Origin of the sequence: Flagellimonas chongwuensis, assembly GCF_013376415.1 — a bacterium.
Classification (GTDB): domain Bacteria; phylum Bacteroidota; class Bacteroidia; order Flavobacteriales; family Flavobacteriaceae; genus Flagellimonas; species Flagellimonas chongwuensis.
Window position 1 is genome coordinate 108,585 of the sequence record NZ_WYET01000013.1, and the last position, 15,724, is coordinate 124,308.

A 15,724-nucleotide genomic window follows, 5' to 3' on the forward strand; every position below is an offset into this window, starting at 1 on the left:
CCCAAAAATACGTTAATTGAATTTTATGCAATTTTAGCGGTCCCACCCCAATAAAATTAGGTTTCTGGCTCAATTTATTATTAGATTTGGTAAAACCAATTAAACCGAGCATGACCAGATTTTTATTTTCCCTTATTCTATTAGCATCAATTTCTTTATCCGCACAACAGTTAAAATCCCCATCCGAGTTTTTGGGATATGAACTCGGAACCCAGTTCACAAGACACCATGAAGTAGTGGATTACTATGAGTACTTGGCCGAGTCCGCTCCGGACAGGGTGCAGCTTACCGTCTACGGAAAGACCAACGAACGCCGCCCATTGATTTTGGCCTATGTGTCTTCAGCGGAAAACCTGGCCAATCTGGAGACCATTCGTCAGGAACATTTAAAAGACACGGAGGGTGCAGGAAATTCCTCCAAAGCAATTGTTTGGTTGAGCTATAACGTGCACGGGAACGAAAGTGTGAGCACGGAAGCTTCCATGAAAACCATTTATGAACTTTTGACCAAAAAAAGTTCATATTTAGAAAATACGGTGGTAATCATGGACCCATGTATCAATCCCGATGGCAGGGACAGGTACAGCAATTGGTACAATCAATATAAAAACACGCCCTACCAAGTAGACCCCAACAGTAAGGAGCACCACGAAGGATGGTGGAGCGGCAGGAGCAACCACTATATGTTCGACCTTAACCGCGATTGGGCCTGGCTCACACAGATTGAAAGCCAGCAACGGTTAAAAATGTTCAATCAATGGTTGCCCCATGTACACGTGGACTTTCATGAGCAGGGTGTGAACAGCCCATATTATTTTGCTCCAGCGGCGGAACCCTATCACGAAGTGATAACGGATTTTCAACGTGATTTTCAGGTTACCCTCGGTAGAAACCACGCAAAATATTTTGATGCCAACGGGTGGTTCTATTTTACCAAAGAAGTCTTTGACCTGCTTTACCCAAGTTACGGAGACACCTACCCTATTTATAATGGCGCCATTGGCATGACCTATGAACAAGGGGGCAGCGGACAAGCCGGTTTGGGCATTGTAACCGCCATCGGCGATACACTAACATTGAAAGACAGAATTGCCCATCACTTTACCACTGGGCTTTCTACCGTGGAAGTATCTTCCCAAAACGCGGAAAAACTCAACCAAGAATTCAGAGAGTTCCATCAAAACAAAGATTTTAAATATAAAAGCTACGTACTCAAAGGAAAGAAGAACAAATTGGATGCTCTTAAATCCCTTTTGGAAAAACATAACATTGAATACGGCGACCTTACAAGTGGGTCTTACAAGGGCCATAGCTATGGTTCTGGAAGCAACGGCAGCCTTTCCATCAACAAAAATGGAATGGTGGTATCTACAGACCAACCTAAGGGAACATTGGTAAAAGTACTTTTCGAACCCAACGCTAAACTGTCCGATTCGTTGACCTATGACATTACCGCGTGGTCGTTGCCCTATGCATACGGCTTGGATGCGATTGCATCAACATCAGCAATTGCTTCGCAAAATACCCAGGAAACTGTGCCCTCCTCGAACATTGCGAGTGGAAGCTATGCTTATTTGACCGATTGGAACAGTATGGATGACGCCCGCTTTTTAGCGGCTCTGCTAAAAGAAGGAATCAGGGTTCGAAAAGCGGACCACCCTTTTACTATTGAGGGGAGGTCCTTTGAAAGAGGCACGTTGATCATCACCAAGGGCGATAATGAAAATAAAGAAGACTTTATTCCGACCCTGCAATCCATTGCTACAAAATTCAAAAAAGACATTACATCTACAGGAACAGGGTTTGTAGATTCGGGCAAGGACTTTGGTTCTTCATCCATTCAAATGATTTCCAAACCTAAAATTGCCGTATTGTCCGGAGGGCCTACCTCCACACTTCGATTTGGTGAGATTTGGCACTTTTTTGAACAGCAATTGCACTACCCGCTTACCGTAATAGACGATGAGTACGCCGACCGAGTAGACCTATATGAATACGATGTCCTTGTGTTGCCTGATGGACGTTACGGCAACTACTTTAATGAGGACGAGCTTACCGAGCTTAAAGGTTGGGTAAGAAAAGGTGGAAAAATCATTGCTATGGGCGGCTCCATTGATGCCCTTGATGGCGAAAAAGGATTTGGCATCCAAAAAAAGAAATTGGAAGAAACAGAAAATGATGAAAACACTCCACAACCATACAAGGACTGGGAGCGGGAACGTATCAAAGGGGCCATTACAGGGGCTATCTTCAAAACCAAAGTAGACAACTCCAACCCTTTAGCCTACGGATATGGCTCTGACTATTTCTCCCTAAAACTGGGCAGCAGCGCTTATCAATATCTGGACAACGGGAATGCAGTATATCTTGAACAAAACACAAAACCATTTTCAGGCTTTGCCGGAGCGGAAGCAAGGAAAAAGATTTCGGAGTCATTAATCTTCGGTATTGAAAACCATGGCCGGGGCCAGGTTATTTATATGGTGGACAATCCATTATTTAGAGGGTTTTGGGAAAACGGAAAATTGTTCTTTGCCAATGCAATTTTTATGGTAGATTAGTTTTTTTATCTGATTTTGAGGGTATTATTCGCTTTTTTTAACGAAAAAAGCATTGATACATACCTCCTTTTTTTTGTACATTTAGTAAAAGTAACAAGGAAAAATTGCGGATATGCCAATAAAAACTCCATCAATGTTTTCACCCATACAATTCAAGGCTACATTCTTATGTATAATTGCTGCCTTGGTCATGCTAGTGCCTCAGTCATCCTTGGCATTTCAGCAAAATAATGCCGAGCTTGATTACAATGAGTATAGTGGGGAGGTTAAAGAAGCTTCGAGCAATAAAGCCCTTGTCTTTGCTACACTCACTGTAGAGGGTACAAACATTAGTACCATTAGCAATACGGAGGGAAATTTTCTACTTAAGGTGCCCAAAGAGCATATCAGCAAAAACTTGGTAGTCTCCTTTTTGGGCTACAAAACAAAAACATTGCCCATTTCGGACTTGGAACGTGAAGGCAACGAAATATCCTTAGAAGTTTCAGTGACACAACTTTCCGAAATAAATATCAATGCACCCAAGGATGCCATGGGCCTAGTGAAGGAAACACTGAAAAACAGGGACGAGAATTACTTTCAGGACCCATCATTAATGACAGCATTTTACAGGGAAACCATAAAAAGACGTAGAAAGAACGTTTCCTTGGCCGAAGCGGTTGTGAATGTATACAAAACGCCATATAATATAGTCAGGGAAGATGCCGTTGAGCTCTACAAGGCCAGAAAAAGTACAGATTACAGTAAATTGGATACTGTAGCGCTGAAACTGCAAGGAGGGCCCTACAATACACTTTACGTGGATATGATGAAGTATCCCGAGTACATATTCTCGGAAGAATCGCTTACCAATTACAAATTTACTTTTGACCGTTCCGTAAGAACCAATGATAGATTGATCTATGTCATCAGGTTCAACCAGCATGAAGGAATTTTGGAGCCATTGTACCAAGGGGAACTGTATATCGATGTAGAGAATAAAATTCTGACCGGTGCCGTTTTTTCATTGAACATTACCGATAGAGACCAAGCCGCGCAACTTTTTGTTCGCAGAAAGCCTGCTAAAGTAGATGTTTGGCCCACCGAAGTATCTTACCGGGTGGATTACCGTGAAAAAAATGGTAAATGGCACTATGGCTACAGTAGTGTTTTTATGGAGTTCAAAGTGGATTGGGCAGACAAATGGTTCAACTCACAGTATAGTATGACCGCTGAAATGGCCATTACCGACTGGGAAACGGTAAGCAAGGACGAAAGACCAAAGTATCGTCAGCGAATCCGAAAATCAATTATCCTGAGTGATGAGGCCACCGGGTTTTCCGACCCAGACTTTTGGGGAGAGTATAATATCATCGAACCTGAAAAGTCCATCGAATCTGCTATCAAAAAAATCCAACGACAGTTAAGACGGTCAGAAAGAAACAGTGATTAGTTCGTGTTTTTCTTCTAATTTTTGTGCATTTTTATCCTTGCGTTGCCAAAATCCAATGTAAATGTCCAAAAGAAGAAGTTTTTTAAAATCCGCTACAGTCCTTGGAGCTGCAACCCTTTTGCATCAAACAAGTTGGGGCAACGACTCCTTTGCCAAAACCAAAGTAAAGCCTAAAAAATTAAGCCCCGGTGATACCATTGGCCTAGTGGCACCAGGTTTTGCCATAAAATTGGAAGAGCTCTACCTTGCTGTTGACACCTTGGAAAAAATGGGTTTTAAAACCTTCTATACCGACCGCATCAAAGGAAACTATGGTTATTTCAGCAATACAGATGAGGAACGGGCTGCCGATTTGAACGAAATGTTCGCAAATCCCGATATCGATGCAATTCTCTGCGCCCGTGGCGGATATGGATGTACACGCATTTTAGGTATGCTGGACTATGATGCTATCGAGGACAATCCAAAGGCATTGATAGGATTCAGCGATATTACGGCATTGATCAATACCATTTACAAAAAAACAGGCCTTGTGGGATTCCATGGCCCCGTGGGCAAGACACTCGATGATGAGTACAGTCAAGCTTATTTTAAAAAGGTATTGATGGAGCCACAAGAAACTATGCCTATTAAAAATGCCATATTAAAGGATCCTAAGCAATATCGAAATAGCGAATACTACCGCTACACCATTACTCCCGGCGTTGCGCAAGGAGAGCTGATTGGTGGCAGTCTGACCTTGGTCACCGCCATGATCGGAACGCCTTACGAACTCGACTTTACGGATAAACTTGTTTTTTTGGAAGATGTGGAAGAAGCGCCATACCGAATGGATCGTATGTTGACACAACTTTCTGAAGTAGACAGTTTTTTAAAGGCCAAGGGGATTATCTTCGGTGTCTGCAAAGGCTGTGACCGTAAAAGAACCACTGAAAACTTTACATTGAGAGAAGTGATCATGGACAGAATAAAACCTTTGAACATTCCTGCGGTATATGGAATGAGTTTTGGCCATATTCCCCAAAACTCAACACTTCCTATTGGGATTGAAGCAAGCTTCAACGCCTATAAAAAACAACTTCGTTTACTCGAGGCCGCGGTAAGTCAATAACATTAGTCAATTGATTTACTTTATATTACCATCCAAAATAATTTGTCCAACTATAGGTTTTTTCAAAAAAAAGGCGATATTAGCCATACTATTATAGTACGACCTCACTAAAAAATACAAATCAACCTCACCCAAATCTGATTTGTAATTTCTTAACCTATAATAATGAAACATGTACTTCCTAGGTTCACAAGACCTATTAAAAGTGAGGACGACCCACTAATGGACGTTTCTTACTGGAGCAAGGCTATTGATGCCTACGATGCCAAAAACTATAAAACGGCATTGATCGAAACCATCAACTATATCAATTCAAATGTACTTAAAGACCATAGTACGGAGGATGATATTCAAATTACTCAAGGTCAAGGTTCCGCTGAGATTTCCATTTCGATTACGCAAGACACCTTCACAATCAGGGCACCTTTTGTTAAGGTTACTGAACAAACAAACAAAGTTGCCCTGTTCCGGCGCGTGGCAGAAATCAATTTCAATCCATTGACATTGGCACAAATCCATCTTAGGGACAATGTACTTTGGTTTGAATATGAAACACCACTAGAGCTTTGTCAACCCTATAAAGTATATGACCTATTAAGGGAAATAAGTGTTTATGCCGATAATTATGATGATGAATTCATAGAAAAATACAAGGCTGAGTTCTACAAAGAGTCAAGTATCACTCCATTATCCGAAATGGAAAAGGAGACCGTATGGCAACAAATCAGTGATATTTTGGAAGACTATAACAATTACAGCCTCTTTTTTAAAGAGAAAAGATGGAACGACTTCCAATGGGACATTATCGTGATTTCCTTGTTGAAAATCGTCAATATTCCCTGTGTCCATGGAACGCTAAGAACCAAATTGGAAGAATATGTCAATAATCTCTTCGATGGGCAGATTGATTTTAACCATAGGATTGATAAAGGAGTGAACTTTATGCAAAAGCTCCTTGCCAAACCCAAAGAAGAGTTTATGGAAGATATATACCATGCCAAGGCATTGATTTCCCTCAAATGGCGAAGTTCCAACGAAATTTTGCAGGACTATGCCAAGAACTTGGAACAATATGTCAATTCTTATGTAAAGGAAAATAACAATTTGATGCTCTGCTATTATCTGCAATATTCCTTTTTAAAAATGATTTACAATTACAATTTGGAGGAGCATCACCAAAATGTTATATACGATACCTTGGAAAAAGTTTCCGGTAAGGAGCTGCATGATGCCAGGCCTATTTTGCTCAATACATTCAATGCCTTTTTGAATGGTACGGCAGGGAATTCAGGTCAAAAGCAAAAAGAAAAAAGGAGCCTCTTCTCAAAATTATTCAGCTAACCAAAAACCAAATAACGTGGAAAACATAAGAAAATCAGTTTTTAAAATAGTAACAGCCTCTGGAACCGGAAGCGGGTTTACGGTAAGCGGCCATGACCACATCATTACCAATTACCATGTGATCAAAGGAGAAAAAATAGTTGCCGTTGAAGACCATAAAAAAGATAGGCATGTAGCAAAGGTTGTTATGGTAAACCCAGAAGTGGACCTTGCTTTTTTAAGCATTGATGGATTCAAGAACGTAAATACAGATATTTCACTGCAAGAAGAAATTGTAATTGCAAACACGCAAAGAATCTTTATAAATGGTTATCCGTTCGGCATGCCCTACACCATTACGGAGGGAATCGTATCCGCCACAAGTCAACCTATGGGCAGTAGAAACTACATTCAGACCGATGCTGCCGTCAACCCTGGAAATTCCGGTGGTCCTATGCTCAATGAAGCTGGTGTACTTGTCGGGGTGACAACATCAAAATTCAATAATGCAGATAACGTGGGGTTTGGAATAAAGCACATCGATTTAATAAAAGAGATGAGTGACTTTGCACTGCTTCAAAACAAAACCGCCTATAACGTAAAATGTAATTCCTGCGATAACTATACAGATCAAGAGTCAGAGTTTTGTGCCAATTGTGGGAACAACATGGATATTTCAATTTGGGAAGAGTTCGAGAAAAGCCACTTTGCCCAATTTGTAGAAGGTGCCTTGACAGATTTGGGCATCGACCCGGTTCTTGGACGTGCTGGTAGGGATTATTGGGAATTCCATCAAGGAAGTGCCCTAATCAGGATTTTCGTTTTTAAAAGAGACTACCTGGTAGCAACTTCCCCAATGAACAATCTTCCAAAACAGAATATTCAAGAACTATTGACCCACTTGTTGGAAGCAAATGTGGAACCCTATTATTTGGGCATACATCAAAACCAAATTTATCTTTCTTACAGGGTTCATCTTTCCGATATATTCTCAGATCATGCGGATACCATCAAACAGAACCTAAAGAACCTAGCTTTAAAAGCAGATGATTTGGATAATTTTTTTGCTGATGAATATGGTTGCGAAATGTCTATAGAATCCAAAGAAGAAGTTTAGCAATTTAAAAGCATTTTTTTGTGAGATTTTGTTTGTTAAAAATTGAAATTAAAAACACAGGACTTGTTCAGTAAATAAAGAATCCATTCGTTTTTAATTCTATATTTGCCACCGTAACATTAACTTTAATTAAACATGAAAAAGCTTTTATTAGTTGCTATTGCTGTATTAGGATTCTCCTACTCATCTCAAGCACAAGAAGTTAGATTTGGAGCAACCGCAGGGTATCTCAATGCACGTGGAAGTGTCAAAGCAGATGGCATTAGTATATCTGCATCAGAATCTGGATTCTATTTGGGAGCAGTAGCTGACTTTGATGTCTCTGAAAACTTCAATGTACAACCTGAACTGCTCTATGCCAACGTAGATGGTTCAAGTGGTTTGATGCTTCCTATTCTAGGAAAATTTGCCATTTCCGAGAAGTTTAACCTTCAAGCAGGCCCACAATTGGTTTTCTCATTTGAGGAAACTCCGGAAGATTTCAGCAGTGTTGAATTTGATATTGCAGGAGGAATCGGTTACGATATCGACGAAGACTTTTTTATCGAAGCGCGATATACCTTTCAAATCAACAACTCCTACACCGGTAGTGAAGATGTCAAAGTAAGAGGAAATTACCTTACTGTTGGATTAGGCTATAAGTTTTTATAATAGATTACAATCTATACAAAACATAAAGGGCGGTGAAATCACCGCCCTTTTCTATTTTTATTACTATTGCTTCGTAAATTCATTCAGCGTTTTAATAATAATGGATACACAATCCATTAACTGCTCCCGATCCATGACCAAAGGTGGTGCAAAACGGATGATATTCCCATGGGTTGGTTTGGCAAGAAGGCCATTCTCCTTTAGCGCCATGCAAATGTCCCATGCCGTGGAACTTTCCTCTGTATCGTTGATCACAATAGCGTTCAACAATCCTTTGCCCCTCACTTTCACTACCAAATCACAAGTTGGGATGAATTTATTGAGTTCTTCTCGGAATAGTTCGCCCAATTCTTGAGCATTCTCTGCTAAATTTTCTTCTTTGATCACCTCCAAAGCGGCAGTACTTACCGCTGCAGCTACAGGATTTCCACCAAAGGTACTTCCATGGCTTCCCGGTGTAATCACTTCCATAATATCGTCATTGGCCAAAACACCTGAAACCGGATACACCCCGCCAGAAAGGGCTTTGCCCAAAATCAAAATATCAGGTTTTACATTTTCATGGTCAACCGCAAGCATCTTGCCCGTTCTTGCAATACCAGTCTGTACTTCGTCAGCGACAAATAACACATTATACTTTTCACAAAGTGCCTTTGCCTCTTTCAAATATCCTTCGGATGGGACATAGACCCCAGCTTCACCTTGAATAGGTTCCACCAAGAAACCCGCAACATGCGGATTGCTCTTAAGGGCATTTTCCAACGCGGTCAAATTATCGTACTCAATTTTCACAAAACCTTCAGTGTATGGGCCATAGTTCTCTCTTGCCACTTCATCATTGGAGAAAGAAATAATGGTGGTCGTCCTTCCATGAAAATTATTCTCACACACAATAACTTTAGCCTGATTCTCAGGAATACCTTTCTTCTGGTAAGCCCATCTTCTACAGACTTTCAATGCGGTTTCTACTGCTTCTGCCCCCGTGTTCATGGGCAACAGCTTATCAAATCCAAAGGTTTCCGTAGCGTATTTTTCATACTTGCCCAACATATCGTTGTAAAATGCACGGGAAGTCAAGGTCAATGTTTTTGCCTGCTCCACCATGGCCCCAACAATTTTAGGGTGACAATGTCCTTGGTTTACTGCCGAATAAGCAGAAAGAAAATCGTAGTATTTCTTTCCTTCTACATCCCATACGTAAACACCTTCGCCCTTGCTCAAAACCACAGGGAGAGGATGGTAATTGTGTGCTCCGTACTTGTTTTCCAAATCTATCGCTTGCTGCGATGTTAAATGCTCTAAAACAGCCATTTCATTAAATGATTAAAATTGATAAAATAACCATTCCTACTGTACCTTTATTCTTTCGAAGTCTCGAAAAAGCAGCGTGGGAGAGAAATCATCCCTTGGAGTGCCCGCAAATTACAAATTAATTGATGAAAACGTAATTTTTGAATGTATGATTCCCTTGGTTTTCACCTAAAGTTTACATGCAATTTAAGAAGCTACGTTCCATGAAATACCAAAAAGAAGTTACTTTTGCGGCATGCGTAAAAACAGAAGGAGAAAAACATTCGAAAACGTAGAAGTAATCGATGCCGGAGCAAAGGGAAAATCCGTGGGCAAGGCCCCGGACGGACGCGTCATATTTTTGACCAATGCCGTACCCGGTGATGTGGTGGATGTGATGACCACCAAAAAAAGAAAAGCCTATTTTGAGGGTGTTGCTACCAATTTCCATACTCTTTCAGATAGAAGAACCGAGCCCGTTTGCCAACATTTTGGCACCTGTGGCGGATGCAAATGGCAACATATGGGCTACGAACACCAACTCTATTTTAAACAAAAAGAGGTGGAAAATAACCTAAAGCGCATTGGCAATCTGGAATTACCAGAAACTAACCCTATTCTTGGTTCCAAGGAGCATTATTTTTATAGGAATAAAATGGAGTTCTCGTTTTCTGATAGCCGTTGGTTAACGCAAAAGGAAATAAATTCGGATGAGGAGATAGATGACAGAAATGCTTTGGGCTTCCATATTCCCGGCATGTGGGACAAAATTTTGGACATTAAAAAATGTCATCTACAGCAGGATCCCTCCAACGCCATACGATTGGAAACTAAAAACTTTGCCAACAAAAACGGTCTCACATTTTTTAATCCAAGAAGACAGGAAGGACTTCTACGGACTTTGATGATACGTACATCATCAACGGGAGAGATTATGGTGCTCATCCAATTCTTTGAAGAGGATACAGAAAAAAGAGAACTGCTCTTAAATCATTTAAAAACAACTTTTCCAGAAATAACGGCGCTTCTGTATGTAATCAATTCTAAAGGAAACGATACCATTTATGACCAGGATGTCATCTGCTTTGCAGGTCGTGACCATATTTTTGAAGAAATGGAAGGTCTTCAATTCAAAATCAACGCCAAGTCCTTTTACCAGACCAATTCTGCACAGGCGTATGAACTGTACAAGGTAACTAGGGATTTTGCCGAACTCAGCGGAGACGAACTCGTATACGACTTGTACACCGGAACCGGGACAATCGCCCAGTTTGTCTCGAAAAATGCTAAAAAAGTGGTTGGGGTAGAGTCAGTGCCCGAAGCTATTGAAGATGCCAAGGCCAATGCGTTGCACAACAACATATCCAATGTAGATTTCTATGTTGGTGACATGAAAAATGTATTCAACAATGATTTTATTTCCGCAAATGGCCAACCCGATGTAATTATTACGGACCCTCCACGCGATGGAATGCACAAACAAGTGGTTGAACAATTGCTCCAAGTGGCACCTCCAAAAATTGTTTATGTAAGCTGCAACAGCGCAACCCAGGCAAGGGATTTGGCTCTTATGAAAGAACAGTATAAAGTCACCAAAGTTCAACCAGTGGATATGTTTCCACAGACACATCACGTTGAAAATGTTGTACTTTTGGAAAAACGGGTATAATTTTTGACCTAAAAAACCCATATTTATCCTAATGAAAAAAATCATCCCCATCCTACTTATAGTTTCGGTGCTTTTTTATGTATCCTCTTGCGAAAAGGACGATATATGTGTTGATGGTGACACACCGCTTATGGTAATAGGTTTTTTTGATATTGCTGATACCACTTTAGTGAAAAATGTGGCCTCCATTAGGATTCGCAATATTGATATCGACAGTATTTTGACGAATAGTTCATTTAGCGATCGTTCCGAATCACCGGATTCGCTGCAGGTCCCATTGCGAAGTACCGCCACCACGACTATGTATCAAATTATTTCAGAATCTGCGGATGATGAGGAAACAGAACTGGAAACCGGAAACATTGATACTTTGACCATTTCCTATGAACTGGGAGAAGCATTTATATCAAGGGCATGTGGATTTGTGACCAATTACAACAATATTTCGGTTACCCTTACCGAAGGTGCCGAAAACTGGATTCAAGATATCAAGGTTGTCCAACCCAATGTAGAAAACACAGATAATATCCATGTCAAAATATTTCATTAGCATCATAATTGGCCTCTTGCCTATTTTGGTTTTGGCGCAAAGCGAACCTGTAGATCTTTCACCAAAAGATACCGTCGTTTACAAAGATCCCTATGGACTACGGGTCGGGGCGGACATCAGCAAGTTGGTACTTTCTTTTGTTGATGAAGATTATACAGGACTGGAATTAGTAGGTGATTACAGATTGACCCGAAAATTATATTTGGCTGCAGAAATTGGTAATGAGACAAAAAAACAGGATGAAAACCTGAACAACACTATTCTTTACGACTATGAAACCTCTGGAAGTTATATAAAAGCCGGTGTGGACATGAATACCTACACCAACTGGTACGGTATGAACAATGCCATTACCATTGGTGGCCGCTATGCCGTGGCAAGTTTTAGTCAAACGCTTAATAATTATAGTCTCTATGAGACCAATCAATTTTTTAACCCGGAGTTTTTGCCCGGTGAGAATCCCAATAGGGAATTTAGTGGACTGTCGGCCTCTTGGCTAGAGTTTGTGGTGGGTACCAAAGTGGAACTGTTTGCCAATATTTTTGTGGGCATGAGTGCACGTCTTGGTTTTCTTATCACCAATTCGGAAGATGAACAGTTTCCAAACCTTTGGATTCCTGGATTCAACAAGGTTACTGACGGCAGTAATTTTGGGGTCAACTACAACTACTCCATCAGTTATTTTATTCCGCTTTATAAAAAAGACAAAAAGAAAAAGGAAGAAAACGGCCAATAGCATGAATACCACACCAATCGATTATATCGAATTCAAAGCTACAGATATTGAAAAGGCGAAAGCCTTTTACTCCAATTCCTTTGGTTGGACCTTCACCGATTACGGACCCAACTATACTGCATTTTCCGGAAGTGGGGTTGCAGGCGGTTTTGAACTTTTCACGGGCCCTATCACGAATGGAGCACTAGTTGTCCTATATTACGAAAATCTTGAAGAAATAAAGAGGCGTGTAATTAGTGCAGGAGGAATAATCAGTAAGGAGATTTTTGAGTTTCCAGGCGGCAAGAGATTCCATTTCAATGACCCTTCGGGCAACGAACTTGCCATTTGGTCAGAAAAGTAAAAGGAGCCTCTGAGGACTCCTTTCACAAAATTTGGTTGAGTTAGTTAGTCGTGTTTTAAACACATCTCCAAATCTAACCAATTCTTTTGCTTTCCACCAAATCTATTTTTGGAGAAATCGCAATTTTTATTTGATTCGTAACTAATTCTCTTCACTGAATTTGGCCTTTTTACTTCCCTCGTATATTTCATATTTTACCAGTCTGGACTCCAATTTCCCGTTAAAAGTTTTAATTTTTTTCGATGTTTTTAGACCAATGTGCTTTAGGGCTTCCAAATTGGAAGTAATAAGCCAAGCGTCGGTTCCAGGGTAAATCTGTTTAAACGTGTCCCCTATTTTTCCATAAAAGATTTCCATATCAATGGGCAATCGTTCTCCATAAGGAGGGTTGAACAGCATGTGCAATTTTCCTTCAAGTGGCTTATCAACCCTAAAAAAGTCCTTGCGTTCCACGGTAATGTAATCCGAGAGGTTGGCATGATCCACATTCTCTTGGGCTTTCCTTACAGCTGAGGGAGCTTTATCGTACCCAATGATTTTGTAATGAAACTCACGGACCTTTTTTAAGCTCGCGTCCACAATTTTCTGGTACAAGTCGGCATCATAGTCCTTCCAATGCATAAATGCATAGGACTCCCTATTAATGTTTGCAGGAATATTACAAGCAATCATTGCTGCCTCAATAAGAAATGTTCCACTGCCGCACATGGGGTCAAAAAAGTCGGATTGCCCGTCCCATCCAGTTTTAAGCAGAAGCCCGGCGGCCAAAACTTCATTGATTGGCGCTATATTCGTTAAAATACGGTACCCACGTTGATGGAGCGAATTCCCCGAACTGTCCAAGGAAACGGTGCAGGTATTGTTATAAATGTGAATATTAATCCGGATATCCGGATCTTGTGTCTTTACATTAGGTCTATCTCGGACCACCTCCCTAAACTTGTCCACAATGGCATCTTTGGCCTTTAGGGAGACAAACATGGTGTTATCAAAAACCTTGGCATTGGCAATACTGTCAATAGCAAAAGTTTTGTCCACGTCAAAAATACTGGGCCAGTCCATTTCGTAGATATTCCTATATAGGTCTTTCTCATTGAATACTCGAAATGTTTTGATAGGTTTAAAAACCTTTAAAGCAGTTCTAAGACACAAGTTGGCCTTGTACATAAAACCGGTATCTCCTTCAAAAGTTACATTTCGAACTCCTTCCTCTACATGACCTGCCCCTAAATTACGGAGTTCTTTTGCCAAAATAGGTTCGAATCCGTATAGGGTCTTGGCCATCATTTTAAAATTTCCTACCATGTTCCTGTAATTTCTTTCCGCAAAAATAGACTATTTTTACTCCCTTGATTTAGAGCATGAATTTTCCTTCCAGTATTATCTACATTATCCCTATTTTAGCCGTTTGGTCCGGCTTTGCCTTTGTATGGTTTACGAAGCCCACCAATAACGACAATATAAAACTATTGCTTGCCTTTAGTGGAGCTTTCCTCTTGTCGCTAACTTTTTTTGAGCTATTACCTGAGGTTTATGACGGGCATCATCCCAAAATAATAGCCCTATATATTCTGGGAGGTATCCTAATGCAGGTTTTCTTGGAATTCTTTTCTAAAGGAGCCGAACACGGTCACATGCATTTTCACTTAAAGGAAAATAAGTTCCCGATATTATTGTTCTTGAGCTTGTGCATACATGCTTTGATCGAGGGTGTTCCAATACATGATAATGATTCAATACTCTATGGAATAATCATACATAAGTTACCTATTGCTATTATCTTGAGTATCTTTTTGATTAACTCCAAGATGAAGATGTCCGCTACATTATTATTTATTGCCGTTTTTTCCTTGATGACACCTTTGGGCAGCTTTATTTCCACATCTCCGTGGGTTTCGGATTACGGACACTTGTTGACTGCTTTGTCCATTGGGGTTTTCTTCCACATATCCACCATAATTTTGTTTGAAAGTGCCCAAGGACATGCATTCAATCTGCGAAAGTTAATTGTAATCATCTTAGGCATCGGGATAGCTTATTTGGTGTAAGAAGATATATTTAAAACAAGCTCCTCGTCCACAAGGTAATTCATGACCACTTTTCAATTGGCTATTTGGAAAGCTTTTATCTTAAAATTTCAAGTATAAGGAACCAATGTGAAATTGCCCCACCTAGCACAAAGAAATGCCATATCAAATGATTATATGGTATTTGTTTTACGGCATAGAATAGTATCCCAATAGTATAGAAAGCTCCCCCAGAAGCAAGATACATCAATCCGGATGATGACATATGCTCCAATAAATAAGGCAAGTCTATCACGATAAGCCATCCCATCACTCCATAAAGGACCAGCGAGAAAACCTCAAATCTGCCCGTAAAAAATATTTTAAGTACTGTTCCAAACAGAGCAATACCCCAAACCAAATAAAATAACAACCACCCTTTGGATGGTAACAAAACAGATAGGCACACGGGGGTATAAGTTCCTCCTATTAAATAATATATACTGATATGATCCAGTATTCTTAGCCGCCTTTTTAATACCGGATTTTCTACTCCATGATAAATGGTAGATGCGGTAAACAATAATATCAAGGACAAGATATAGGCTATTATACCGCCTTTCATATATGGTAAGTTTCCCCAATTATATTGATACAGAACAACACCCCCTATAAATGCTAGAATGATACCAAATGCATGGGAGTAAGCATTTAGTTTTTCTTCAAGTAGAACTGGATTGGTTTGGGTATTCACGTTATGGATTATTTCTTTGTTTTAATGGATAAAGATAGCCTATAAAACAAAAAAGGCCCTTCACGCAATGTGAAGGGCCTTGAGGAAGGCGGCGACCTACTCTCCCACCTGGTGTGGCAGTACCATCGGCGCAAACGGGCTTAACTTCCCTGTTCGGAATGGAAAGGGGTGGGCCCCGTCGCCA

At 40.4% G+C, this 15,724-nt stretch carries 14 protein-coding genes and 1 rRNA gene; 11 read left to right on the forward strand and 4 right to left on the reverse strand.

Annotated features, from left to right (window positions below):
• Window positions 1-110 precede the first annotated feature (110 nt).
• From GUA46_RS16695 to GUA46_RS16720, 6 genes are all read left to right on the forward strand, one after another.
• Window positions 111-2,561, forward strand: coding sequence for a M14 family metallopeptidase (locus GUA46_RS16695; protein ID WP_176621430.1), 2,451 nt, complete (start codon window positions 111-113; stop codon window positions 2,559-2,561).
• A gap of 133 nt (window positions 2,562-2,694) precedes the next feature.
• Window positions 2,695-3,993, forward strand: a complete 1,299-nt coding sequence (locus GUA46_RS16700) for a carboxypeptidase-like regulatory domain-containing protein (RefSeq protein WP_229418545.1) — start codon at window positions 2,695-2,697, stop codon at window positions 3,991-3,993.
• Between the two features lie 61 nt (window positions 3,994-4,054).
• Window positions 4,055-5,104 carry a S66 peptidase family protein gene (locus tag GUA46_RS16705; RefSeq protein ID WP_176621432.1) on the forward strand — a complete coding sequence of 350 codons (1,050 nt, stop codon included), beginning with the start codon at window positions 4,055-4,057 and terminating at the stop codon, window positions 5,102-5,104.
• Window positions 5,105-5,269: 165 nt separating this feature from the next.
• Window positions 5,270-6,445: a type III secretion system chaperone family protein gene (locus GUA46_RS16710; protein WP_176621433.1), complete on the forward strand. Its 1,176-nt coding sequence runs from the start codon at window positions 5,270-5,272 to the stop codon at window positions 6,443-6,445.
• A 16-nt stretch (window positions 6,446-6,461) separates the two neighbouring features.
• The gene (locus GUA46_RS16715) at window positions 6,462-7,541 is read left to right on the forward strand and encodes a trypsin-like peptidase domain-containing protein (protein ID WP_176621434.1); all 1,080 of its coding nucleotides are present in this window, start codon (window positions 6,462-6,464) and stop codon (window positions 7,539-7,541) included.
• Between the two features lie 135 nt (window positions 7,542-7,676).
• A complete protein-coding gene (locus GUA46_RS16720) occupies window positions 7,677-8,192 on the forward strand; it encodes a porin family protein (protein ID WP_108247257.1) in 516 nt (171 codons plus the stop codon).
• 63 nt (window positions 8,193-8,255) lie between these two features.
• On the opposite strand, the gene rocD is transcribed toward GUA46_RS16720, so the two are convergent.
• Window positions 8,256-9,503: an ornithine--oxo-acid transaminase gene (gene rocD / locus GUA46_RS16725; RefSeq protein ID WP_176621435.1), complete on the reverse strand. Its 1,248-nt coding sequence runs from the start codon at window positions 9,501-9,503 to the stop codon at window positions 8,256-8,258.
• 235 nt (window positions 9,504-9,738) lie between these two features.
• Here rocD and rlmD point away from each other — a divergent pair, with 235 nt between their 5' ends.
• The 4 genes from rlmD to GUA46_RS16745 are packed head-to-tail and all read left to right on the forward strand — an operon-like array spanning window position 9,739 to window position 12,780.
• Complete coding sequence (gene rlmD / locus GUA46_RS16730) at window positions 9,739-11,151, forward strand: 23S rRNA (uracil(1939)-C(5))-methyltransferase RlmD (protein WP_176621436.1); 1,413 nt, start codon at window positions 9,739-9,741, stop codon at window positions 11,149-11,151.
• Between the two features lie 31 nt (window positions 11,152-11,182).
• Window positions 11,183-11,701 (forward strand): DUF6452 family protein, encoded by a 519-nt coding sequence (locus tag GUA46_RS16735; RefSeq protein ID WP_176621437.1) that lies wholly within the window; start codon window positions 11,183-11,185, stop codon window positions 11,699-11,701.
• Entirely contained in the window at window positions 11,682-12,437 is a 756-nt protein-coding gene (locus tag GUA46_RS16740; protein ID WP_176621438.1) for a DUF6048 family protein, read from the forward strand. The genes GUA46_RS16735 and GUA46_RS16740 overlap by 20 nt, the downstream gene beginning before the upstream one ends.
• A gap of 1 nt (window position 12,438) precedes the next feature.
• Complete coding sequence (locus GUA46_RS16745; RefSeq protein ID WP_176621439.1) at window positions 12,439-12,780, forward strand: VOC family protein; 342 nt, start codon at window positions 12,439-12,441, stop codon at window positions 12,778-12,780.
• A gap of 141 nt (window positions 12,781-12,921) precedes the next feature.
• Here the strand turns inward: GUA46_RS16745 and GUA46_RS16750 are convergent, their stop codons facing one another.
• Window positions 12,922-14,085: a THUMP domain-containing class I SAM-dependent RNA methyltransferase gene (locus tag GUA46_RS16750; RefSeq protein WP_176621440.1), complete on the reverse strand. Its 1,164-nt coding sequence runs from the start codon at window positions 14,083-14,085 to the stop codon at window positions 12,922-12,924.
• A 56-nt stretch (window positions 14,086-14,141) separates the two neighbouring features.
• Here GUA46_RS16750 and GUA46_RS16755 point away from each other — a divergent pair, with 56 nt between their 5' ends.
• A complete protein-coding gene (locus tag GUA46_RS16755; protein ID WP_108247264.1) occupies window positions 14,142-14,828 on the forward strand; it encodes a ZIP family metal transporter in 687 nt (228 codons plus the stop codon).
• A gap of 76 nt (window positions 14,829-14,904) precedes the next feature.
• On the opposite strand, the gene trhA is transcribed toward GUA46_RS16755, so the two are convergent.
• Window positions 14,905-15,540 carry a PAQR family membrane homeostasis protein TrhA gene (trhA, locus tag GUA46_RS16760; RefSeq protein WP_176621441.1) on the reverse strand — a complete coding sequence of 212 codons (636 nt, stop codon included), beginning with the start codon at window positions 15,538-15,540 and terminating at the stop codon, window positions 14,905-14,907.
• Window positions 15,541-15,623: 83 nt separating this feature from the next.
• Window positions 15,624-15,724: ribosomal RNA gene (gene rrf / locus GUA46_RS16765) — 5S ribosomal RNA — on the reverse strand; the annotation flags it as partial.